Origin of the sequence: Myceligenerans indicum (assembly GCF_016742955.1) — a bacterium.
GTDB lineage: Bacteria > Actinomycetota > Actinomycetes > Actinomycetales > Cellulomonadaceae > Myceligenerans > Myceligenerans indicum.
Genome location: NZ_JABBYC010000035.1, coordinates 19,228 through 41,976, shown reverse-complemented (window position 1 = coordinate 41,976; position 22,749 = coordinate 19,228). Strand labels below are relative to the sequence as shown.

The 22,749-nt window shown below is 71.6% G+C and carries 19 protein-coding genes; 3 read left to right on the top strand and 16 right to left on the bottom strand.

Features of this window, described 5'->3' with window-relative positions:
• Window positions 1–33 precede the first annotated feature (33 nt).
• Complete coding sequence (locus HGK34_RS16060) at window positions 34–507, bottom strand: nucleoside deaminase (protein ID WP_201849271.1); 474 nt, start codon at window positions 505–507, stop codon at window positions 34–36.
• Between the two features lie 97 nt (window positions 508–604).
• On the opposite strand from HGK34_RS16060, the gene upp reads away from it, so the two are divergent.
• Entirely contained in the window at window positions 605–1,240 is a 636-nt protein-coding gene (gene upp, locus HGK34_RS16055) for a uracil phosphoribosyltransferase (protein ID WP_201849258.1), read from the top strand.
• Window positions 1,241–1,294: 54 nt separating this feature from the next.
• Here the strand turns inward: upp and HGK34_RS16050 are convergent, their stop codons facing one another.
• Window positions 1,295–5,098, bottom strand: coding sequence for a sigma-70 family RNA polymerase sigma factor (locus HGK34_RS16050; RefSeq protein ID WP_201849256.1), 3,804 nt, complete (start codon window positions 5,096–5,098; stop codon window positions 1,295–1,297).
• 207 nt (window positions 5,099–5,305) lie between these two features.
• On the opposite strand from HGK34_RS16050, the gene HGK34_RS16045 reads away from it, so the two are divergent.
• Window positions 5,306–6,073 carry a hypothetical protein gene (locus tag HGK34_RS16045; protein WP_201849254.1) on the top strand — a complete coding sequence of 256 codons (768 nt, stop codon included), beginning with the start codon at window positions 5,306–5,308 and terminating at the stop codon, window positions 6,071–6,073.
• 100 nt (window positions 6,074–6,173) lie between these two features.
• Here HGK34_RS16045 and HGK34_RS16040 read toward each other — a convergent pair whose 3' ends face one another.
• The 6 genes from HGK34_RS16040 to HGK34_RS16015 all read right to left on the bottom strand — a co-directional run bounded on the left by HGK34_RS16040 (window position 6,174) and on the right by HGK34_RS16015 (window position 13,197).
• Window positions 6,174–6,482, bottom strand: a complete 309-nt coding sequence (locus tag HGK34_RS16040; protein ID WP_201849252.1) for a DUF1540 domain-containing protein — start codon at window positions 6,480–6,482, stop codon at window positions 6,174–6,176.
• A gap of 198 nt (window positions 6,483–6,680) precedes the next feature.
• On the bottom strand, window positions 6,681–7,151 hold the full coding sequence (locus tag HGK34_RS16035; protein WP_201849250.1) for a heat shock protein transcriptional repressor HspR: 471 nt from the start codon (window positions 7,149–7,151) through the stop codon (window positions 6,681–6,683).
• Between the two features lie 11 nt (window positions 7,152–7,162).
• Window positions 7,163–8,158, bottom strand: a complete 996-nt coding sequence (locus tag HGK34_RS16030) for a DnaJ C-terminal domain-containing protein (protein WP_201849248.1) — start codon at window positions 8,156–8,158, stop codon at window positions 7,163–7,165.
• A gap of 61 nt (window positions 8,159–8,219) precedes the next feature.
• Window positions 8,220–8,897, bottom strand: coding sequence for a nucleotide exchange factor GrpE (gene grpE / locus HGK34_RS16025; protein ID WP_201849246.1), 678 nt, complete (start codon window positions 8,895–8,897; stop codon window positions 8,220–8,222).
• Window positions 8,894–10,765, bottom strand: a complete 1,872-nt coding sequence (dnaK, locus tag HGK34_RS16020; RefSeq protein WP_201849244.1) for a molecular chaperone DnaK — start codon at window positions 10,763–10,765, stop codon at window positions 8,894–8,896. The genes grpE and dnaK overlap by 4 nt, the downstream gene beginning before the upstream one ends.
• Window positions 10,766–10,956: 191 nt before the next feature.
• Window positions 10,957–13,197 (bottom strand): hypothetical protein, encoded by a 2,241-nt coding sequence (locus HGK34_RS16015; RefSeq protein ID WP_201849242.1) that lies wholly within the window; start codon window positions 13,195–13,197, stop codon window positions 10,957–10,959.
• 350 nt (window positions 13,198–13,547) lie between these two features.
• Here HGK34_RS16015 and HGK34_RS16010 point away from each other — a divergent pair, with 350 nt between their 5' ends.
• Window positions 13,548–13,820: a hypothetical protein gene (locus HGK34_RS16010; RefSeq protein WP_201849240.1), complete on the top strand. Its 273-nt coding sequence runs from the start codon at window positions 13,548–13,550 to the stop codon at window positions 13,818–13,820.
• A gap of 91 nt (window positions 13,821–13,911) precedes the next feature.
• Here HGK34_RS16010 and HGK34_RS16005 read toward each other — a convergent pair whose 3' ends face one another.
• The 8 genes from HGK34_RS16005 to HGK34_RS15970 form a co-directional block, all read right to left on the bottom strand.
• The gene (locus HGK34_RS16005; protein ID WP_201849238.1) at window positions 13,912–15,111 is read right to left on the bottom strand and encodes a dipeptidase; all 1,200 of its coding nucleotides are present in this window, start codon (window positions 15,109–15,111) and stop codon (window positions 13,912–13,914) included.
• Window positions 15,112–15,199: 88 nt separating this feature from the next.
• Entirely contained in the window at window positions 15,200–16,069 is an 870-nt protein-coding gene (locus HGK34_RS16000) for a universal stress protein (RefSeq protein ID WP_201849236.1), read from the bottom strand.
• Between the two features lie 199 nt (window positions 16,070–16,268).
• Entirely contained in the window at window positions 16,269–16,916 is a 648-nt protein-coding gene (locus tag HGK34_RS15995; protein WP_201849234.1) for a response regulator, read from the bottom strand.
• Window positions 16,917–16,935: 19 nt separating this feature from the next.
• Window positions 16,936–17,598, bottom strand: a complete 663-nt coding sequence (locus HGK34_RS15990) for a hypothetical protein (protein ID WP_244666830.1) — start codon at window positions 17,596–17,598, stop codon at window positions 16,936–16,938.
• A gap of 233 nt (window positions 17,599–17,831) precedes the next feature.
• Window positions 17,832–18,191 (bottom strand): RNA-binding S4 domain-containing protein, encoded by a 360-nt coding sequence (locus HGK34_RS15985; RefSeq protein WP_201849232.1) that lies wholly within the window; start codon window positions 18,189–18,191, stop codon window positions 17,832–17,834.
• Between the two features lie 98 nt (window positions 18,192–18,289).
• A complete protein-coding gene (locus tag HGK34_RS15980) occupies window positions 18,290–20,779 on the bottom strand; it encodes a beta-xylosidase/alpha-l-arabinosidase (protein ID WP_201849230.1) in 2,490 nt (829 codons plus the stop codon).
• A 57-nt stretch (window positions 20,780–20,836) separates the two neighbouring features.
• Window positions 20,837–21,718, bottom strand: a complete 882-nt coding sequence (locus HGK34_RS15975) for a carbohydrate ABC transporter permease (protein WP_201849229.1) — start codon at window positions 21,716–21,718, stop codon at window positions 20,837–20,839.
• Between the two features lie 3 nt (window positions 21,719–21,721).
• Window positions 21,722–22,744, bottom strand: a complete 1,023-nt coding sequence (locus tag HGK34_RS15970) for a carbohydrate ABC transporter permease (RefSeq protein ID WP_372433143.1) — start codon at window positions 22,742–22,744, stop codon at window positions 21,722–21,724.
• Window positions 22,745–22,749 lie beyond the last annotated feature (5 nt).

Here is a 22,749-nt window from a genome sequence, read left to right as displayed (position 1 = left end):
CCACTCCGGAACCGGGCATGAGCGGTCCGCCGGTCACCCCCGGGCGACTGCTCCTGTCCCCGGCGCGTCCCGGCCAGAGCGACGGGACTCGAAGAAGTCACGCAGGAGGGCGCCGCACTGCTCCTCACGAACGCCTGCGATCACCTCGACCTCGTGGTTCGCCCTGCGGTCGCGGACCAGGTCCCAGACCGATCCCGTGGCACCCGCCTTCGGGTCCCACGTGCCCAGCACCAGGCGTGACACCCTCGCCAGGAGCAGCGCGCCCGCGCACATCACGCACGGTTCCAGCGTCACGACCAGCGTGCAGCCCGCCAGGCGCCACTCACCGCGGGCCGCCGCGGCGGCCCGCAGCGCCTGCACCTCCGCATGCGCGGTCGGGTCACCACAGGCCTCACGCTCGTTGCGGCCGACGGCGATCGTGCGGCCCGTCTCGTCGAGCACCAGCGCACCCACGGGAACGTCGTCGGTCCCGAGCGCCTCGGCGGCCTCGGCGAGCGCGGCGTCCATCGCGGACTCCCATGCCGATCTCCGCTCGGCGAGCGTCACACCAGGAAAGCCGTCCGTCATGCCGTCCAGCGTAGGTGCAGGCCGGTACGGTGGCCCCATGCGCCTGCACGTTGCCGATCACCCGCTGGTGGACCACAAGCTCACCGTCCTGCGGGACGAGACCACCCCGTCCGCCACGTTCCGCCTTCTGGTGGACGAGCTCGTCACTCTGCTCGCCTACGAGGCGACGCGCGGCATCGCCACGGTGCCCAAGGAGATCAAGACCCCGGTCACCTCCATGACCGGCACCGCGATCGCCTCGCCCGCGCCCCTCGTGGTACCGATCCTGCGCGCGGGCCTCGGCATGCTCGACGGGATGAACCGCCTGCTCCCGACGGCAGAGGTCGGCTTCCTCGGCATGATGCGCGACGAGGAGACGCTGCAGGCCGTCACCTACGCCAACCGGCTGCCGGACGATCTCACGGGGCGCCACGTCTTCCTGCTCGACCCGATGCTGGCCACGGGCGGCACGCTCGTGGCGGCGATCGACTACGTCTTCGAGCGCGGCGCGCGCGAGGTCACCGCGGTCTGCCTGCTCGCGGCACCGGAGGGGCTCAAACTCGTCGAGGAGCACGCGGGGGACCGCGTCGACGTGGAGATCGTCGTCGCCGCGGTGGACGAGCGGCTGAACGAGAAGGCGTACATCGTTCCCGGCCTCGGCGATGCGGGTGACCGCCTGTACGGCGTGGTCTGACGGGCGTGACCCGGACCCGAACAGTGGCGTGACCAGGACGGCGACGCCCGGGAGTCAGGCCCCCTTGCCCCCGCGCCAGGATCCGTGCGGGAAGAACGTGGCCTGCTTGACCTTCCCGGCCTGATCACTCGACTCGGCCTGCCCCGCGGCGGTGTCGCTGGTCTCGTCCGTGCAGCCGTGGCCGAACAACGCCGTGATCCAGTCCGGCGCGTCCGAACTGCTCCAGCAGTCCGTCGTGGTCGTGGGCTCGCAGACAACGGGCGTCACGGAGTAGCTCCGCTCCACCGTGTGCACGACGCCCTCGAACTCACGGCTGAGCCGCACCACTGCCCCGGAGTCGCCCAGTACCGAGATCGACCCCGGCAACGTCAGCGTCGCGGTGCCGTGCGCCGGTACGTCGACCGTGTCGCCGTGCCGCCCGGAGTGGGGCCGCACGAGGGTGCCCCGCCAGGTCGCATCGCCGGTGTTCCGCACCGCGGCGTCCACCTGCGCCCGGCCGTCCACGCACTGCGCCTGGACGTCGGCCGTGACCGACTGCGCCGGCCAGTCGAGGCGCGCGCACGAACTGAACGTCGTGTCGATCTCGGCCAGCGATTCCTCGCCCGTCAGCAGCGGCAGCATGCCCGTGCCCCAGGGGACGCGCGCCACCACGGTCCCGGCTTCACCTGCCGGCAGGACGAGCTTCGCGCTGCCCAGGCGGAAGGTCACGGGCAACGTCGACGCGGTGTTCTCCACGGGGACCCGGAACGTCGCCGTCGACGCGCCACGATCAGGGTCGTAGACGCACTCCGAGCTCATCGTGTGCTCCCCGCCCGCGTAGGCCGGTGCGATCACGGCCCGCCCGTAGGTGGCCTGCGGCCGGCGATCGGGCTCCGCCGGGCCGGCGGGAGGATCGCCGTCCTTGTCGGCCGTCCAGCGGACCAGGAGGAACGTCACCGTGCCGGAAGCCAGCCGCTTGTGCTCCGTCGTCACCGCGAACGTCTGCCGGCCGCCCGGAGGCACGGTCCTGGACGCCGAGGTCAGCGTGCCGGACTTCTCCGGCACAACCATCTTCACGCTCATGGCCTCGTCCGACGTGTTCGTGAGTGTGCCCCGGATCCCGACCGTGCCTCCCGCGTTGACGGTGGTGGCCTCCGTTGTCGTGCCCCAGTCGGGGTCGTAGCAGTCGACGGCGGTGATGTCCCCTGCCGACAGCCGGTGCTCGTAGACCGTGCCCTCCACGGTCCGGGTGAGCACCCAGGTGGCCGAGCCGTCCGGGACGCGGATCCCGCCGGCGCGCCGGAGGGTCACGCTCTGCCCGGGCGCGAGCGCGCTCGCGCCGGAGACCGTGCCGCCCCCTGCTTCCAGCGCCACCGCCACGTTCCCCGGCGTCGTGTTGGTGTAGGTGCCGGTGATCTCGGCCTTCGCCTCGTCCACCCCGCCGGACGCGACACACTCCGCGGTGAGCGCACCGGCGCCGCGGGTGGCGCCGGCCCACGCCGAGGTCACCCCCACCCGAGCCCTGGCATCCTGCTTGTGGGAGGCCCCCACGGGAATGACGTACGCGGTGCCCTCGGCCTGCGCCGCGGCGCTGGGGAGTGCGACGACCGACAGCGGCACGTCCTTCCAGCCCCCCGGGAGGATCCCGGCCGACTTCCCGGCGGCGCAGGACCACGTCCGCGACTCGACGGGTGTGCAGGCGAGCGCGTCCTGGCTCGCGGACGGGCGAACGCCGTCGGGCAGTCTGACGGTCATCGACCAGCCCGATGGGGCGTCCTCGTCGCCGGTGTTCCCGATTCGCACCGGAAGGACCCCCCGGCCGGGGGACACGAGCTTGGTCGCCTCGGCCTGCGCGGTGAGCTCCGGCCCGAACCACGCGACCTTCCTGGCGGGCAGATCGACCGACATCGCGTCGATGTCGTCCGCCCGCACCTCGGCCCCGATCGGGAAGCTGCCGCCGGACCGGGTTCGCACCGTGACCTGCACCTCGTGCGTCTCGCCGGCACCCAGAGCGCCCACGTCGCACAGCACGGCTCCGGGGTCCGCACCGGGCGTGCAGATGGTCCGGACCGGCGCGACCGGAGCACTCGACGGCGCGGAGCCTCCCGTCCCACCGCCCGCGACGGCATCGGCTCCGGTACCGGCCGTGTCGTCCTCACCAGCACCGACGACAGGCACGTCCTCCTCACCCGTCAGCGCGTCGCCGTCGACCGCGGGAGCGTCCTCGGCCGCGTCGCCGGTGCCGACGTCGGGGGAAGCGAGGTCGACGTCGACGATCGTCCCTCCGACACCCATGCCCGACGGCGAGTCCTGGGCGGCCACCGTCATGCCGTCGGGGAGCAGCAGGCGCACTGTGGTCCCCGTGACCTCGGCACCTCCGCCGTTCTCCAGCGTCAGGACCAGGTCCTGCGCCTGGCGTGCCTGCAACGGGGAGTCTCCGCCGGTGAACGACAGCGAGAGGTCCTCGGCGAGGGGAAGCAGATTGACGGGTTCGGCGGCGTCCTGCTCCTGGGCGACCTGCGGCTGCGCACTCGCGTCCGGCGACGGCGACCCGAACCCGGACGCCTCGGGAGACGCGGCGGTCACGGGAGACCCGTCAGGGCCCGCCTCGACCGCCGGAGCCATCATCTGAAGCGCGGCCATCACGCCGACCGTCGCGACCGTGAGGGCTCCGGCGGCGGCCACACCACCCGTCGCCGCGGCACTGCCCGCGCCGACGACACCGACCGCGGTGGCACCCGCGGTCGCGCCGGCGACGCCGGCCGCGGTGCCTGCGGCCGACGCACCCGCCGCGGCCGATGCGCCCGCCGTGGAGCCGAGCGCTGCCGTGGTGCTCGCGCCCGCGGCAGTGGTACCCGCGGCCGCCGTTCCTGCCGCGCTCGTCCCCGCGGCAGTCGTCCCGGCAGCGGTGGCCGCCGACGTTCCGGCCGCGCCGGTGCCGGCGGCCCCGGCCGCGGCCGAGGTTCCGGCACCCACCCCGGAACCACTCACGGCCGCGCTTCCGGCGGCCCCGCCGCCGGCGGCGGAGGACCCCGCGAACCCACTCGCCGAGGCCGCCTTCACGGCCGCGGCGAGGCTCGCGCCCACCGGGATCGCCGAGCCGACCAGCGCGAGCCCCGCGGCCCCGAGCACCAGCGGCGCGACGACGCACTTCATCCCGTGTGCGACGTCGGCGAGCTCCAGGACGAGCGCGCTACAGGTACCGCAGGTGGACAGGTGCGCCTCGATCCGCGCTTTCTCCCGGCGTGACAGGCTGTCGCGGACGTAGCCGCCGAGGTGGGGGTTCACCGCCCGGCAGGTGTCCGACGGCGCGTGCGACAGGTGCTGCTGCAGGTAGCCGTCACGCAGGGCGTCCTTGGCCCGGTACAGGAGTGCGGACACACCGTTCGGGGTGAGGCCGAGCACCGGGGCGACCTGAGCGGGCTTGAGATCGTCGACCAGGCAGTACCAGAGCACCTCGCGCCAGCGTTCGGGAAGGCCGAAGTACGCGCGTGAGACCACGGATCGCTCGAAGCCCTGGAGCGCCGGGTCCTCTGACGAGGCGACACGCCCGAGCGCGGCCTCGATCTCCGCGTCCTCGGCGGGACGCATGCGCGTGGCGCCACGCGAGACGTCGTAGGCCCGGTGACGCACCACGGTGTAGAGATAGGTACGGAACCCGCTGTCCGGGCCGGCGCCGCGGCGCAGCATCTCGTAGAGCTTCCCGAAGGCATCGGCGACGACGTCCTCGGCGTCGCCGGGCCGCACGTACTGCCGGGCGAGGGCGCGCGCTGCCGCCGCGTGACGCGAGTAGAGCGTGCCGAACGCCTCCCGGTCACCTGACCGGACCTGCAGAATCAGCTCGGCATCGCTCGGCGCCTCGCCTGCGCCGTTCTCCACTTGCGTCACGTGCCGACTTCGCCGCCCCTCTTGTCTCGCGCCTGTCGGGTGTGGCCGGCCTCGGCCCCTGAACACACTTGACGGATCAGACTATAGGCCCATTGATGCGGAACGGGGGAGGGTGAAACTACGGATGAAATCGACCGGAGGGTGGTCTCAGACGCTGGAATATGCGTCATGATGTATCCCCGTGGGGGTCCAACGATCATGAGCGAATCGCAGCAGAAGGCGCGGAATCCCGTCCGCGGCCTGCGTGAACGCTGGCGCAGCGAGAGTCTGGCAACCGTGTGGATCCGTCCTGGGGACTGGTATCACCCGGCGGTCGAGGCTCTCGTGGAGGCGGTGGTGGACCGACGGCCGGTCGAGGGGCCCGCCGAACGGCTCGGCGCCGCCCGGGCGGCAGTGGGTGCCGGGATCGCGGAGACGCTCGACGACGTCGCGGCGCTCTACGCGGTGGCCGCACTGCCGATCGCTCCTCAGGTCATGCGGGCCGTCGCCGTCGGGTGGGTCGCCGAGCACGAGCGCGTCCCGCTTCGGGTCACGGCGCACGACCCGGCGACCGGCCTACCGACGGGCGAGTACCTCGGTGAGCGTCTGCGCGAGACGTACGGCACCGCGCACCGTGAGGGTGACGACGTCAGCACGAGCCATTGCCTGCTCATGCTCGACGTCGGCCTCGACGACCTCGACACCTGGCAGCGCCTCGCCCGTTCCGCCGCGATCGGGCGCACCCTGCACCAGGTGTTCGGCGACGGGCATCCGATGGCCGCGCTCACCGACGCCACCTATGCCGTGCTGTGCGAACGCAGCAGGGCGACGGCCGACATGGGACAGGCGCTGCGTCGCGTCGTCGAGCACAACGCCGAGGTGCTGGGACTGACCGCCGAGGTGCGGCGTCCCACCCGCGTATGGCTGGAAGGCCTGCCCGACACGCACGACGCGGCGCTCATGCTGCTGTCCCACCTGGGCCGCTAGCCGGTCACAGAGGCCGCCGGCCGCTCGTGCGGGTGGGTGCCGCCGACGTTTCGGCAGCACCCACCCGCGCGGCCCTCCCGCCTGTCACCACACGGCGGGCTCAGCGTGTCTCGAACGTCAGGCAGTCCGCGTGGCTCGGGTCCTGCGGGCCGGCCCCGACACGGATCGAACCGGCGGTGCACTCCAGGTGGTCGTTGTGCGCGCACTCACCGCGCTGGCAGGCGCCGACGTGGGCGACGACCTTCTCCAGGCCGCCCTTGGCACTCAGCGGGATGAAGGTCGCGCACGCCGCGTCACCGGCATGTCCGGCGATGGTGACCGCCCCGGCGTGGCAGCCGTGGTCGTGGTTGTACCCGCAGCCATCCACCGAGCATTCGGCGACCTCGGGCGTCTCCATCAATGTGCTCATGCTTGTCTCCCCGGTTCGACCGGCACGCCAGGGCGGTTCCCCGAACGTCCCCCGGTAACTTGACAAACATATTCCAGAATCCGTGCCAAGCCTAGCCAGGAAAGGCTTACCTGAAGCCAAACCGGGATCATCACCGGACAATTCTATTTACGAAACAATTGCATAAGGAAAATCCCGCGTCCGGCCGTCGTCGACCACTCAGCCGCGTTCGCCCCGGTGCGGGCGCCAGAGCACGAGCGCACCGGCGGCACGCGCGCGCCGACCGCCCTCGGAGCGTTCGACGATTGCCTCCTCGACATGGATCTCACCGCGTCGCACGCGCCGTCCGCGGGGAACCACGACGACGTCGCCGCTGGTTCCGGCGGCGAAGACCCGACCGGTCTGCTGCAGTTGGACGAGCGCGTCCTCGAGCCGCTCCTCCAGCATCGACACGTGGGCCTCGAGATCGAGGATGCGCTTGATGCCCGCGAGGTTGATGCCCTCCCCCTGCGCCAGCTCCTGCACCTGCCGGAGACGCGCGACGTCGCGCCGGGAGTACCGGCGTCCCCGCCCCCGCGTGCGACGCGCCACGACCAGGCCCAGCCGGTCGTACTGCCGCAGCGTCTGGGGGTGCATTCCGGCGAGCTCCGCCGCTTGCGACACGGTGAGCACGGGTGCGTCGTCGGCCACGCCTCCTCCTTCTACCCTTTGGCCCGCTCCGTCAGGTCAGCGCGCGGATCGGTGCCGTCGCTCGCTGCCGCGAACGCGTCCAGCGCGTCCTTGGCGCTCTTGCTCAGCTTCTGCGGCACGACGACCTCCACGGTCACCAGCAGATCCCCCGTCCCACGCGCGGTGTGCGCGCCGCGGCCCTTGGCCCGCAGCACCTTGCCCGACGGCGTCCCTGCCGGAAGCTTCATCCTCACCGTCTCGCCCGAGGGCGTCGGAACCTCCACCGTGGCGCCCAGAGCGGCCTCCGGGAAGGTGACCGGCAGGGTGAGGCGCACGTCCGAGCCGTCGAGGGCGAACACCGGGTGCTCGGTGACGTGCACGGTGATCAGCAGGTCGCCGGCCTCGCCGCCGCCCGCACCGGGCCGCCCCTTGCCGCGCAGGCGGATCTTCTGGCCGTCGTTGACGCCGGCGGGAATCCGTGCCGTGAGCTTGCGGCCGTCCACCGTCAGGTCGACGGTCGCGCCTTCCAGAGCCGTGCGGAACGGCAGCGTCGTGGTCGCCTGCACGTCCGCACCGCGTTCCGGTGCACGGAACCCGGCAGGCGCCCCACCGCCGCCGAACATGCTGCCGAGGATGTCCTCGAAGCCGGCGCCGCCCTGACCGGGCCTGGGCCCCGTCTGCGCATAGCGCACGCGCGGACCGGCACCGCCACCACCGAACATCGCGCCCAGGATGTCCTCGAAGCCACCCGCACCGCCGCCACCCCCTGGACCGGCGGAGAACCGGGCGCCACCGGCCATGGCGCGGACCGCGTCGTACTGCCGTCGCTGCTCGGCGTCGGACAGCACCGCGTATGCCTCGCCGATCGCCTTGAACCTGGCCTCGGCCTTCTCGTCACCCTGGTTCTGGTCCGGGTGGTAGGTCCGGGCCAGCTTGCGGTAGGCCTTCTTGATCGCCGCGTCGTCAGCGTCCTTGGGGACGCCGAGCTCGGCGTAGAAGTCCTTCTCCATCCAGTCCTGACCGGTCACGGCACCTCCGTCTGGGGTGGTCGGGTGGTGGTGGGGCCGGACCGGCCCCACCACCAGGGAGTCACTCGGGGCCGACGACGCCGACGCGCGCGGCGCGCACGACCTTCTCGCCGATCCGGTACCCGGGCTCGACGACGAGGTTCACCGTGGTGCTGGTGGCCTCGGCGTCCGTGTTGTGCATGAGCGCATCATGCACCTGCGGGTCGAACTCCTCGCCCACCTGGCCGAAACGCTCCACGCCGAACTTGGCGAGAGACTGGTCCAGCTTCTCCGCGATGGCCGCCATCGGGCCGCTGAGCTCGCCGTGCTGCTTGGCACGCTCGACGTCGTCGAGCACGGGAAGCAGCGCCGCCAGCACGTCCTGCACGCCCTTGGCCCGCGCGACCTCCTGGTCACGCAGCGCGCGGTTGCGGTAGTTGGTGAAGCTCGCACGCTCGCGCTGGAGCGCGTCGAGGTGCTGGGCGGCCTCGGCCTTGGCGGCAAGCACCGCCGCGTCCTCCCCGGCCTCGCCGGACGGCTCGAAGTCGAGCGCCTCCAACGGGTCCGGCGAGGCAGCGTCCGCGCCGTCCCCGGCCGCCTCGGTCGTCCCGTTCCCGCCGGAACCGCCCTCGGCGGCGCCGGCCGCGGCCTCCCGCGGGGTGCCGGCCTCCGGATCGACCTTGCGCTTGTCGGTGAACTCGAACGGGCGCTCGCCCGAGCCCTCGGGCCCGGACGAGTCCTGCGGTGTCTGACCGGTCACTTCTTGTCGCTCTCGTCGTCGACGATCTCGGCGTCGACGACGTCGTCGTCGGCCGCCGGCTTCTGCTGGCCGTCCGCCGGGGCACCCTCGGCGCCGGGCTGGCCGCCCTCCGACTCGGCGGCGGCGTACAGCGCCTGGCCGATCTTCTGGGAGGAGGCACCCAGCTTCTCGTAGGCGGTCTTCACGGCCTCGGAGTCCTCGCCCTCCAGGGCGGTCTTCACCGCGGCGACGTCCGCCTCGACCTCCGAGACGACGTCCGCCGGGAGCTTGTCGCGGTTGTCCGCGATCTGCTTCTCCATGGAGTAGGCGAAGGCCTCCGCCTGGTTGCGGGTGTCGGCCTCCTCACGGCGCTTCTTGTCCTCCTCGGCGTGCGCCTCGGCGTCCTTGACCATGCGGTCGATGTCGTCCTTGGGGAGGGCAGAGCCACCGGTGATCTTCATGGACTGCTCCATGCCCGTGCCGCGGTCCTTCGCCGACACGTGCACGATGCCGTTGGCGTCGATGTCGAACGTGACCTCGATCTGCGGCACGCCGCGCGGAGCCGGGGCGATGCCGGTCAGCTCGAAGACGCCCAGCGGCTTGTTGTCGCGCGTGAACTCGCGCTCGCCCTGGAACACCTGGATCGCCACGGACGGCTGGTTGTCGTCCGCCGTGGAGAAGACCTCGCTGCGCTTGGTCGGGATCGCGGTGTTGCGCTCGATGAGGCGGGTCATGACGCCGCCCTTGGTCTCGATGCCGAGCGACAGCGGCGTGACGTCGATGAGCAGGACGTCCTTGCGGTCGCCGGAGATGACGCCGGCCTGCAGCGCGGCGCCGACGGCCACGACCTCGTCCGGGTTGACGCCCTTGTTGGGCTCCTTGCCGCCGGTGAGCTCCCGGACGACGTCCGTCACGGCCGGCATGCGGGTGGAACCACCCACGAGCACGACGTGGTCGATGTCCGACACCGAGATGCCGGCGTCGCGGATGACCGCGTGGAACGGCTGCTTGGTGCGGTCGATGAGGTCCTGCGTCATCTGCTGGAACTGCGCCCGCGTGAGCTTCTCGTCCAGGTGGATGGGACCGTTCTCGCTCATCGAGAGGTACTGCATCGAGATGTTGGTGCTCGTCGCGGACGAGAGCTCCTTCTTCGCCTGCTCCGAGGCCTCACGGAGGCGCTGCAGGGCGATCTTGTCCTTGGACAGGTCCACACCCGCGGAGTTCTTCACCTGCTTGATCAGGTGCTCGACGATCCGCTGGTCCCAGTCGTCGCCACCCAGGCGGTTGTCGCCGGAGGTGGCCCGCACCTGGATGGTGGAGAAGTCGTCCTCGTCCTTGCCGACCTCGAGCAGGGAGACGTCGAACGTGCCGCCGCCCAGGTCGAAGACGAGGATCAGCTCGTCCTCCTTGCCCTTGTCCAGGCCGTAGGCGAGGGCGGCCGCGGTGGGCTCGTTGACGATGCGCTGGACGTCGAGCCCGGCGATCTGGCCCGCGTCCTTCGTGGCCTGACGCTCGGCGTCGTTGAAGTACGCGGGGACCGTGATGACGGCCTGGGTCACGGGCTCGCCCAGGTACTCCTCGGCGTCTCGCTTGAGCTTGCCCAGGATGCGCGCCGAGATCTCCTGCGCCGTGTAGGTCTTGTCGTCGATGTCCTGCGACCAGTCCGTGCCCATGTGGCGCTTGACCGACGAGATGGTGCGGTCGACGTTGGTGACGGCCTGGCGCTTCGCGACCTCGCCCACCAGGACCTCACCGGTCTTGGAGAAGGCGACGACGGACGGGGTCGTGCGCGAGCCCTCCGCGTTCGCGATGACGGTGGGCTCGCCGCCCTCCAGGACGGCGACCACCGAGTTGGTGGTGCCCAGGTCGATACCGACGGATCGGGACATGTCTTTCTCCTTCGCAGGGGCCGGCGGCAGCCAGGGTGGCCGCCGCCGCACGGGTTGAGTCTGCTGCACTCAACTTAGATCGCCCGCCGCCGCCTGGCAAGCCGACGGACCCAAAGTTGAGTCTATATGGCTCAACCTTGGGTCCGTGGTTCATATTCCCGTCGTGCCCGGCCTCCGGCGCGGGAGGTCGCCTACCGCCCCTCGTCACCGCCCTCCGGCTCGGAGTGCCACGGGTCGGTGGGCGGGGGCAGCGGCAGCGGCGGCGGAAGCTGCGCCGCGGACCGCGACGACAGCGGCCGCTCCGGAACGGCCTCTTCCACGGGGGTCTCCGTCGCGGCCTGCGGGGTCGGGCCATCCCGTTGCGGCAGCGCACCGGACCCGCCGGGCGCCTGCGCCGCGAGCGCCGCCCGGGCGGCACGCCGTCGTCGTCCCGAGATCGTCAGCCGGACCACGACGAGCGCGACGCCGAGCACGAACAGCACCAGCAGGATGCCCACCCACAGGGCGAGGTTGGCGATCTGCGAGGCACGCTCGGCGTCCTGGGCTGCCGCGTCGAGGTTGCCGGCGTCCAGGTCCTGGACGGCGTCGTCGGTCGCCCGGCCGGCGAAGAGCACGATCTCCCCCAGTTCGGTGAACGGGTCGCCCTTCGCCCCGATCCGCTGCACGGCTTCGCTCACCTGCTCGGTCACGTCGGCGGTGTGGGGCATCGTCTCGGCGAGCTCGGTGTAGTCGAGACCGTTGGCGGCCGTCTCGTAGGCCTCCTTCGCGGCTGCCGGGTCCGGGAACCCGGCAGCCGCGGCGGCGTCCTGGATGCGCCGGGCCGCCGCCGGGGTGTCGGCGCCGATCTCCTCGCGCGCCTCGGCGGCACGCGCGAACTCCCACTGGGTCATGCGAACCCGGATGCCCTGCGGCGGGTTCCACTCCCCGTCGGCCTCGTCGAGCGCGAAGTACTGCTCGCGTTCCTCGGCGCGCTTCGGCAGCTCCTTCTTCTCCTTCTTGGTGAGAACCCACTTGCCGAGCACCTTCTGGGCGCCGTCGACGCCGGCGCGGTCCTCGAGGAGGTCGAGCAGCTGCCGCCACCCGGAGTCGCCCCAGACGTGCTTGTCACCGGGCTGCTCGTAGACGGAGTCCCCGTCGAGCAGCGCCGAGACGAGGTCGGTGAACTCGTCGTCGTCGAGGTCGGCCACGAGCGTCTCGATCGTCGCGGGGGCGGCGGCGTAGGCGTAGTCCTCGACGGCGTGGTCGACGTCCGCGAAGTCCTGGGTGAGGTCGTTCCAGGTGCTCAGGGCCAGCGCGCCGTCCGCGTCGCGCGAGGCACGCGGCCGGTCCACCTTTCCGCCCGTCTCCTCGACCACGCGCCGTGCGACGGCCTCGGTGAGGCCCTCGACGAGCCAGCGCCCCTCGAGGGTGCTGCCGTTCACCCACGTGTGCGTCAGCTCGTGGTAGAAGAGCTGCTCGTCGAGGTCCTCGCCGATGACGATCTCCTCGCGCTGGTCGTCGTACCAGGCGTAGCCGACGATCTCAGGGGAGACGTCCTCCCGGATCTCCTTCAGGCCGCCGGGCCATTCCTGGCCGATGGTCTTCTCCACGACGGGCAGTCCGTCGTGGAGCCTGTCGGCGACGAACTTCGCCCACTTCTTGTCTCCCGGGAAGCTGAGCAGCGTCAGGTCCTCGCCGCTCACGTCGACCTGTGTCGTGTCGGCCTGGTCCGGGTCGCGGAGCGACACGGGGGACCAAATGCCGTACTCGTCGGTCATCGAGCTCGTGGACCAGGTGGTGGTGCCGTCCGCGGTCTTCTCCGTGAAGTCCCCGGCCATGGTGGTGAGGTCCATGGCGTCCGGTGCGACGATCTCGACGCTCACCGAGCCGGCGTCACCCATGGCCTGTGCCACGAACGTCGCGTACCCCTTGCCCACACGGGTGTACCCCTCCGAACGGATCGGGTCACCGGGAATGGTGTAGCTCCAGTCGATGGTCCGGCTCTGCCCGTACCGCAGGTTCGAGAACGAGGCCATCGCCCACTTGGTGAAATCGTCCTCGGTGGGTTCGAGGCCCACGGAGAGCGACTGCCCGCCACTGGTCGCCCGCACGTCCTGGGCGCCGGTGGGGACGGGGATCCCGTAGGAGTCCCAGAAGTAGTACTGGAGCCCCTGGTCCGGCTTGACGTTCCGGATGGTGGTGCTGACCGTCACCCGTACGGTCCTGCTGCCCGTGTCGTAGACGTAGCGGCTGTGCGACGCCTCGGCCAGCCCGTCGGCGACCCGGGCGGGCAGCCTGACGGTGCCGACGGACGACGCGGCCGGCGGCCCGGCCAGAGCCCGGGGCTGTGGCACCCCCTCGCCCGCCGCGGCGGCCGGCGACGCCGCCCCGCCGGCGACCATCGCGCCGACCACGCCGACAGCCAGCGCGCGGACCACCACCCTCGCCGCCACCGATGCGAATCCCTTCGTGCCCTGACCCATCTGCGGTTGCCCACCCGTCCTCACGTTCGCGCCGCCCTGCCGCGAGCCGGCGGGGCGATCGGCTGAAGACTTGCTGGCGGAGCTCGTCGAGGTCAAGCGAGATAAGGGTCTTTCCGTCTAAAATGGAGGCATTTCACCCGTCCGCGATCCTGTCACCGCGGCGTTCGCGGAACCTTGCGCGAGACGTCGGCCAAGGCAACCGATGTCGGCGTCGGCGGGCGCGGCGCCACAAGGTGCGATACACAAGTGCCACGGTCGGACGCGCGCAGGGGGCGTGTCGGGTCGGACCCGAAAACAGCTGCTGTCACCAGGGGGTTCTCATGGCAAGCGTCCAGGGCAGTTCGTTGTCGATCGCGCTTCTCACGGCATTGCTGGACCCGGAGGAGGACGGGTTGCGCTCGCCCCTGGTCCAGGAGCTCCTCGACGAGGCTCTTGCCACCCGGAGCGAGGCGCGCGACGTCATGGTCGCCCTGCTCGCCGCATCGGGGTCGATGCTGGGGCAGATCAGCGAACGCAACGGCGACGCCGCTCTCGAGTCGCTGCAGAAGGTGGCGCTCGGCTTCCAGAGAAAGGTCGTGGAGCTGGGTACCTGACCTTCCGGTTCCGCAGGGCTGTCACGCCCTTCCCGACCCCCGCCTGCCGCGTGGGCGCGCCGCCGCGGGGCGTCGTGCCCAGGCGGCACGTTCAGCCCTCGCGGAGCCGCACGGTGCTCGCCACCCGCTCGTTCGCGAGGCGTTCGGCCACGTCTTCGGCGTCGTGCAGCACGCGCAGCATGTTGCCGCTGGTCAGTTTCGCCAGATCGGCATCGGACCAGCCGCGTCCCGCGAGCGCGGCGAGCAGCTTCGGGTAGCCGGACACGTCTTCGATGCCCGGGGCGAACCCGGAGGAGCCGTCGTAGTCGCCGCCGAGCCCGACGTGGTCGATCCCCGCGACGTCGCGGACGTGCTCGACATGGGCGACGACGTCGTCCAGCGTCGTCGGCGGGACCGGGTGGTCCGTCTCCCACTCGGCGCTGAACGCGCTGAACGCCGCGTAGCTCGCCGGGTCGATGCCGCGCCCGCGCGCCGCCTCGGCGGCCTCGGCACGCCACTGCCCGACGTGCGGGTTCACGAAGCCCGGCACGAAGGTCACCATGCACAACCCGCCGTTGCGGCCCAGCCGTGCCAGGACGTCGTCGGGCACGTTCCGGGGGACGTCGCACACGGCACGGGCGGAGCTGTGGGAGAACATGACCGGAGCCTCCGTGACGTCCAGCGCGACACGCATCGTGTCCGCCGAGACGTGGGAGAGGTCCACGAGCATGCCCAGCCGGTTCATCTCTCGCACCACCTCGACGCCGAACCCGCTCAGTCCGCCGTGCCCGGCGGGATCGTCGGTGGCGGAGTCGGCCCACGGGGTGTTGTGGTTGTGCGTGAGAGTCATGTACCGCACGCCGAGGTCGTAGAGCATGCGCAGTGCGCCGAGCGAGGAGTCGATGGACTGGCCGCCCTCGGCACCCATCAGCGAGGCGATGTGCCCGGACGCCCACGCCTTCTCGACGTCGTCGGCGGTCAGCGCGAGCGTGAACACGTCCGGCCAGGTCCGGACCATCCGGCGCACGGCGTCGATCTGCTCCAGCGTCGCGGTGACCGCGGCACTGCCGGGCAGGTCCGACGGGACGTACACGGACCAGAACTGCGCGCCGACCCCGCCGGCCCTCAGCCGGGCGATGTCCGTGTGGGTGCGCCCGGACGTGCCGGCGCCGATGTCGAGCGCGGACCAGTCGTAGCCGGCCTGCTCGCGCGCCTCCCAGGCCAGGTCGTTGTGACCGTCCCAGACGGGGTGGCGTTCCAGCAGGGCGGTGATGCGGTCGGCGAGGTCCGCCGGCGGCGTGGAGGCGGGCATGGCGCCACGCTACCGGAGGCAGCCGGACCTGCCCGGGCACGCGAGCGGCGCGGTCAGGTGTCGCCGCACCTGACCGCGCCGCCGTCCCTCACTTGACCTTGACCACCATGATCGGGCAGGTCGCCTCGCGCACCACCCGGTCGGTCACCGAGCCGAGGATCCGGCCCGCCACACGGTTGTGGCGCCGTCCCCCGACCACCAGCAGGTCGTCCGACGTCGTGCCACGCACCAGGACCGACGCCGCCGGGCCTCCGCGGACCGCCAGCGCCGCGGACACCGTGGGGAACTTCTCCGACCACGTGCGGACCTCCTGCTCGAGCCCCTCCTGCGTCGCCGCGCGCTGCGTCATCCCGTAGCTCTCGTACTCCCGCAGCGCGTCACCCAGCAGCGACACGTCCAGCGCGCGCACGACGTCGAGCGCACACCCGCACGACTCCGCCTCGGCGAAGGCGTGCTCCAGGATGAGGTCGGCGTCGTAGGGCATGTCGACGCCCACCACGACCCGCCGCGGGTTCCCGGTCCCGGCCTCGTACGGGACCACGACGACCGGCCCGTGCGCCCGTGCCACCACCGTGGAGGACACCGAACCGAGCAGCGCCCGGCTCACCGTGCCCAGGCCGCGCCGCCCGACGACCACGAGGTCAGCCGTCTGGGAACGCTGCACGAGGACGCGCGCCGGGGCAGCCGCCGTGACCGCGAACTCCGCGGCGTGACCGCCGGGGCGCCTGCCGCCGAGCCGTCCCTCCGCCCGGTGCAGCGCCTGCTCCGCCGACACCCGCAGGTCCTTGAGCTCGACCTGGACGCCGGGCAGCGGATCCCGCGCCGTCTCGTACATGGAAAGGACGGTGAGCTGCGCCGTGTGCCTGTCCGCCGCAGCGGCCGCCCAGTCGAGCGCCGCGAGGCTCTCCGGCGAGCCATCGACGCCTACGACAACGCCCTTCTGCCATGTGCTGTCCATCACTCTCTCTCCTCACCGAGTCCCTGTACCTTGCCGAACCCTTGTGCCTTTCAGGACACCGAACCCTTGTGCCTTTCAGGACACCAGGGCATGCCGCCCCGTGGCAGTGCCGTTGGGCTCTGCCGGTGGGGCCGATGGTCCCGGCACCCGACGGACCTCGGCAGACGCCGATCGGCGGATACCGATCAGCAAATGCCGATCAGCAAATGCCGAGGCGTGCGGCCAGGACCGCCGCCTGGACCCGTCTCTCCAGGCGGAGCTTCGTCAGGATCGACGAGACGTTGTTCTTGATCGTCTGCTCCGTCAGGAGGAGCTCACCGGCGATCTCCCCGTTGGTCAGCCCGCGCCCGACCAGCGTCAGGACGCGGCGCTCGACCGGAGTCAGGTTCGCGAGCGGATCGTCGGGGGGCGACGCGTCACGCCGCAGACGCTCCATCACGCGGTCGGCAGCATGCGGGTCCAGCGTGGATCCTCCGGCTGCCACGACCCGGATGGCGTCGACGAGCTCCGGGCCGCCGATCCGGTTGACGACGTATCCCGACGCCCCGGCGAGGACCGCGTCGAACAGCGCCCGGTCGTCGTCGAACGTCGTGACGATCAGACAGGCCACCTCAGGTGCCTGCTGCTTGAGATCGCGGCACACGTGGACGCCGTCCCCGTCGGGGAGCTGCACGTCCAACAGGACCACGTCGGGCATGAGGACGGGGACGCGCGCCATCGCCCCGCGGGCGGTGGCGGCCTCCCCGATCACCTCGATCCCAGGTTCCTCGGACAGGAGGTCCGCCAGACCGCGCCGTTCCACCTCGTGGTCGTCCACCAGGAACACCCGCACCGTGGAACCGGTCATGACGAACCCCGCTGTCCGATCACTTGAAGGCCGGGTAGCGCTTCACGAAGGACAGCTCACCCCACCAGCGTCCGAGCCCGAGGGTGTTCCCAGCGAGAGCCGCGGCCAGAACCACCAGCACGACAGCGTCGATCACGTGGGCGTCCACGAACGGGTTGGTGGCGATCGGCCAGGACGCGACCCACATGAGCAGCAGGAGCAGGGCCCCGGTGGCCGCCGCGATCCGCATCCCGATGCCCAGGATCAGCGCCAGGCCGATACCCAGCAGACCGAGCATGAACAGCCAGTCGAAGACGGCGTTGCCCGCCATCGCGTTGAACATGCCCGACGCCGGGCCCTCGACACCGCCCAGGAAGCCGGCGGTGGGCGATCCCCCGTTCACCCAGGCCTGCTCGGCCGCCGTCGCCATCCCCCAGCCGAACAGCTTGTCACCGAAGGCCCAGAGGAACTCGAACCCGATCAGCAGGCGGATCGTGGCGAGGCCGTAGCGCGTCACGGTGGCGGCCGTGGTCGCGACCGACGCCTGCGTGGCGGCCTTCCCGGCCGCCGTCGCCGCAGCACGCCCGCCACCGGTCATCCCGACGGGCATGGCGCCCGCGGTCCCGCCGGCGGCCTTGGTGCGCGCCGCCGAAGCCCGCATCGCCGGGCCTCCGTCGCCGAAATACTGCTTGGACGTGCTCATCTCGTCGCCTCCAGGAGACTCGGGCCGGGCGAATCCCGGCCTCTGGCTCCAGACTCCTGCTGGTGAGCCGCACCTCTCCAGGGCCTCCCGACCCCGCCGTGCGGGACCTTGGTCCCGACCGCTCCCGGCCTCTCGCGCGAGCCCGGTGCAGCTCTGCGACCAGCGACGCGATCGATTCGCGGGCGACCGCTCGGCCCGCCCACCGGGCGCGGTCCCACGGCCGCGTGCGCCACCTACCGCCGGCGGCCGCGCAGGCGGTCGATCTCCCGGCGTTCCCGCTTCGTCGGACGCCCCGCGCCAGGATCCCGCACGCCCACCGCCTCGCGCTCCGTGCGCGTCGGCAGCGGCTCGCTGTGGTCCAGGTACGCCTTCACGGCCAGGGGCGCACCGACACGCTTGGGCACCAGCTCCACCACTTCGACGTCACGCCCCCGCAGGGCGTCACGCCAGGTCACACGGTCGCCGATGGCTACCTGCGACGCCGGCTTGGCCGGCTTCCCGTTGATCCGCACCCGGCCTGCCCGGCACGCGGCGGCCGAGACGGAACGGCTCTTGAACAACCGGACGGCCCACAACCACACATCGACTCGCATCACCCCATCTTCTCGCGAACGGCGTCCCGTGGGACAGCCGCAGACGCCGCCGGGGAGGGGCGGCCGAGCACGCGGCCGCCCGTCCCCGGCGGAAGGAGTCACCCGGCCGTGACCACCGAGCTGACCCAGCGGCGATCCGCCGTCGTGACCTCGTGCGCCTCTCCCCGGACGGCCACCGTCCTGCGGACCGGGCCGGCCGACGAGCCCGCAGGGGCGCCGTCCTCCCTCGCGGCCTGCGCGTCGTCGGTCTCCGCGATGCCCTCGGCCACCACCTGGACCACGCTGTCACCAGCGTTCGCACCGACCCATACCTCGACGTCGCCGGGTTCGACGATCCGGACCATCCGCCGGTCCGAGAAGGCGAACCGCTGGGTGGGAACGTCGAACATCACGGTCGCGGACTCGCCCGGGCCGAGGGTCACCCGTTCGTAGCCGAGCAGCTGGACGGTCGGCCGCGCGATCGATGCGATGACGTCGTGCCCGTACAGCTGCACGACGTCGGCCCCGGCGACGTCACCGGTGTTCGTGACCCGGACGACGGCGCGGAACGCGCCTCCGGCCACGACCTCGGCGTCGACCGAGACCAGCTCGCGCTCGAACGTCGTGTACGACAGCCCGAACCCGAAGTGGCGCGCCGGTGTCGGGTCGGTGCTGGTCACCTCCGACGGACCACCCAGGATGGGATGCTGGTACGCATACGGCTGCGCCCCGGTGCTCCGCGGCAGTGACACGGGCAGCCGCCCGGAGGGGTTGACCCGCCCCGAGATCACCCGGGCGACGGCGGTACCGCCTTCCTCACCGGGGAAGAACGCCTGGAGCACCGCCGCCGGGCGGAATGCCGGACGGTCGCCGCCCGCGCCGGGACGGACGTCCTGGCCGGCGTGCGCGGGATCACGGGGCGCCCGCCCCTCGCCGTCGAGCGCCCAGCCGATGCTGTACGGACGGCCGGTCAGCAGGACCATCACCACCGGCTTCCCGGTCGCGGCGATGGCCTCGACGAGCTCACGCTGCACGCCGGGCAGCTCCAGCGACTCGCTGTCATTGCCCTCACCGACGGTCCCCCGGCCGAACAGGCCGGCCTGGTCACCGACCACCACCACGGCGACGTCCGCGGCCCGGGCCGCTGCCACGGCCGCGTCGAACCCGGAGGTGTCGGAGCCCTCGACCGCGCAGCCCGCCGTGTACGTCAGCTCCGCACCGGAGAGTTCCTCGCGCAGCGCCTCGAGGACGGACGGAATCTCGAAACCGATATCCACCTGGTCGTGGTGGGCCAGCACGTGATTGGCGAACGAGTAGCAGCCCATGAGAGCTTCGGGGCGGTCCGCGTTCGGTCCGATGACCGCCACCCGGCCGGGTGTCTCGCCGGTGGTCCCGGCCAGCGGCAGGACGCCGTCGTTCGCGAGCAGGACCACGGACTCCTCGGCCAGCCGGCGTGCGATGTCGCGGTGCGCGGGCGGGTCGAGATCGATTTCCGAGGGTGGATCGTCCTCGAAGGCGTCCGGGTCGAGGAGGCCGAGCTCCTCCTTCTGCGCCAGGACGCGCAGCACGGCCCGGTCCACGTAGGCCTCGTCGTACTCGCCCGAGCGGATCCGCTCGGCCAGCGGCGCGAGGAACGCGTCGCCGGACGGGAGCTCGACGTCGATCCCCGCGGTCAGCGCCTGTGCGGCCGCATCGCCGCGGTCGGCCGCGACGGCGTGCATGACGGTCAGGAACGCCACGGCGAAGTAGTCGGAGACGACGACGCCCGTGAAGCCCCACCTCTCGCGCAGCAACGTCGTGAAGTACTCCTCGTTCGCGGCCATCGGGACGCCGTCGACGTCCGTGTACGAGTTCATGACGGACCGCACGCCGCCGTCCAGCACCGCCATCTCGAACGGCGGGAGATACGTGTCGGCGATCTCGCGCGGGCCGGCGCTCACCGGGGCGTGGTTGCGGCCCGCCCGGGAACCCGAGTACCCCACGAAGTGCTTGAGCGTGGCGTGCACGCCCGCGTCCTGAAGGCCCCGGACGTACGACGTGCCGATGGTGCCCACCACGTACGGGTCCTCGGCGATGCACTCGTCGACCCGGCCCCAGCGGGGGTCGCGGACGACGTCGAGCACCGGGGCGAGCCCCTGGTGCACGCCGAGCTGCGCCATCGACGTGCCGATCGCGCGCCCCATCTCCTCCACGAGTCCCGGGTCGAACGACGCGCCCCAGGCCAGCGGCGTCGGGAACGTCGCCGCCTGCCATGCGGCGAGGCCGGTGAGGCATTCCTCGTGCACGAGCGCGGGAATCCCCAGCCGGGTCTCGTTCTTCAGGCGGCGCTGCTCCGCCCACAGCCAGGCGGCGCGCTCGGCCGGGTCGACGGGCCGGGTACCGTACACCCGCGTGTACTGGCCCAGGCCGTGCTTCGTGACCTCGGCCAGCTCGCCGGAGCTCTGGCCGCCCATCTCGCCCTGCATGGGTGCCACGACGTTGCCGCCCTGGTCCAGCCAGTAGCCGACGATCTGCGCCAGCTTCTCCTCAAGGGTCATCCGTGCGAGCAGGTCGTGCACGCGCTCCGACACCTCGGGCATCGCGGGCAGGGCCACTTCGAGATCGGTCATCGGACCGTCCTTTCTGCAAGTGCTGGGTGCTGTCAGGGGTTGCAGGCTCAGCCGCGGTCAGCCCTTGACGGCACCCTGGAGTCCGTTGACGATCCGCTTCTGCATCGCCAGGAAGAACACGAGCGCGGGAATCATCGCGAGCGACGTGAAGGCGAAGACGCCCGCCGTGTCGGAGGCGTGCTCGGAGGAGAAGTCGGCGACGCCGAGCGGCAAGGTCTTCATCTCTCCCTGCAGCAGGAGCAGCGGCAGCAGGTAGGAGTTCCACGACTGCACGAAGGCCAGCACGCCCACCGTGACCATTCCCGGCCCGGACAGCGGGATCAGGATCCGCCAGAAGAAGCCGATCCGGCTCGTCCCGTCGAGCATGGCCGCCTCCTCCAGCTCCTTGGGCAGCGCCATGAGGAACGGGCGCAGGATGACCACCGTCATCGGCAGCGCGAACGCGGCCTGCGGCAGGGCGACACCGATCCAGGTGTTTCCGAGCTGGAGGTTCTGCGTGATGAGGATGAACAGCGGCACGATGGCGACCGTGGCCGGGAACAGCAGGCCGACCACGAACACCATGAACAGGCCCTCACGGCCCTTGAACTCGTACCGTGCCAGCGGGTAGGCGGCCATGACGCCGAAGATCACCACGACCGCCGTCGTGATGAGCGAGACGCCCGTCGAGTTCCACGTGTACTGCCAGAAGGCCGGGTTGGTCAGGACGCCGGTGTAGTTGTCCAGCACCCAGGGCCCCGGCAGGCCGGCCGGGCTCTCGGCGAGCTGGGCATTGGTGCGGAAGCCGCCCAGCACCCCGTACACCACGGGGCCCAGCGTGATCGCGACGACCACCAGCGCGACGCCGTACACCAGGACGTTCGTGGGGCGGAAGGTTCCCCCGCGCCGTTCGGGCGTCGTGGGTGGCAGGGAGAGATCGTTCATCGTCGGTGCGCTCATCGGTCACTTCCTCCCGGTCTCGGGCCGGGTGTCACGCCGCAGGATCAGCTGCTGGTAGAGCACCGCCATGAACAGCGCGATGACGAACAGCACCACGGAAGCGGCGCCGGCGATGCCGAAGTTGTTCCGCTGGGTTCCCTCGTTGACCAGGAAGGTCGCCATGGTCGTGGTGGCGTTCGCGGGGCCGCCGCGAGTCAGGATCCACACCATGTCGAAGAGCTGGAGCGACCCGATCATCGACAGGAAGCCCCAGGTGCGCAGCGTCGGGCCGAGCAGCGGGATCGTGATCTTGCGCTGCACCTGCCACCAGCCGGCGCCGTCGAGCTGCGCGGCCTCGTAGAGCTCCTCGGGAACGCTCTGCAGGCCGGCGAGGAAGAGGATGACGGCCAGGCCGAGGTACTTCCAGGTGAGGACCACCATCAGGGTCCACAGAGCCAGGTCGGGGTCTCCGAGCCATCCCTGTTCGGGGCCCTCCAGGCCCACGGCCCCGAGGAGGGCGTCGATGACGCCGTACTGCGGCTGCAGGAGCTGCACCCAGATGACGCCCGCGACCACCTCGGCCAGCACGTACGGCACGAAGATGATGGTGCGCAGCGCGCTCTGGCCCCACATCTTGCGGTTCAGGAGCAGTGCGATCCCGAGGCCGAGCGGAAGCTGGATCAGGATCGACAGGCCGACGATGATCAGGTTGTGGACCACCGCGTCGGTGAAGACCTCGTTGGTCAGGACCGACACGTAGTTGCGCAGCCCGACGAAGTCGACGAGCGGCCCGATGCCCTTCCACTTGTAGAGGGACATCTGGACGGCCGTCGCGATCGGGACGATCACGAACAGGCCGAAAAGCGCGCACGCGGGCGCCACGAAGAAGAAGATCTCGAGGCGCTTGCGCAGTTGCGAGCTCACCCCGCGGCGTCCGCCCCGCGCGGAGGCCGCCGGCCGCACCCGAGGGGTGCGTCCGGCGGCGTCCGGCGCGGGCGACGTCGCAGGCGAAGCGGCCACGTCCGGCGTGGTCACGTCGTCTGCCACGTCAC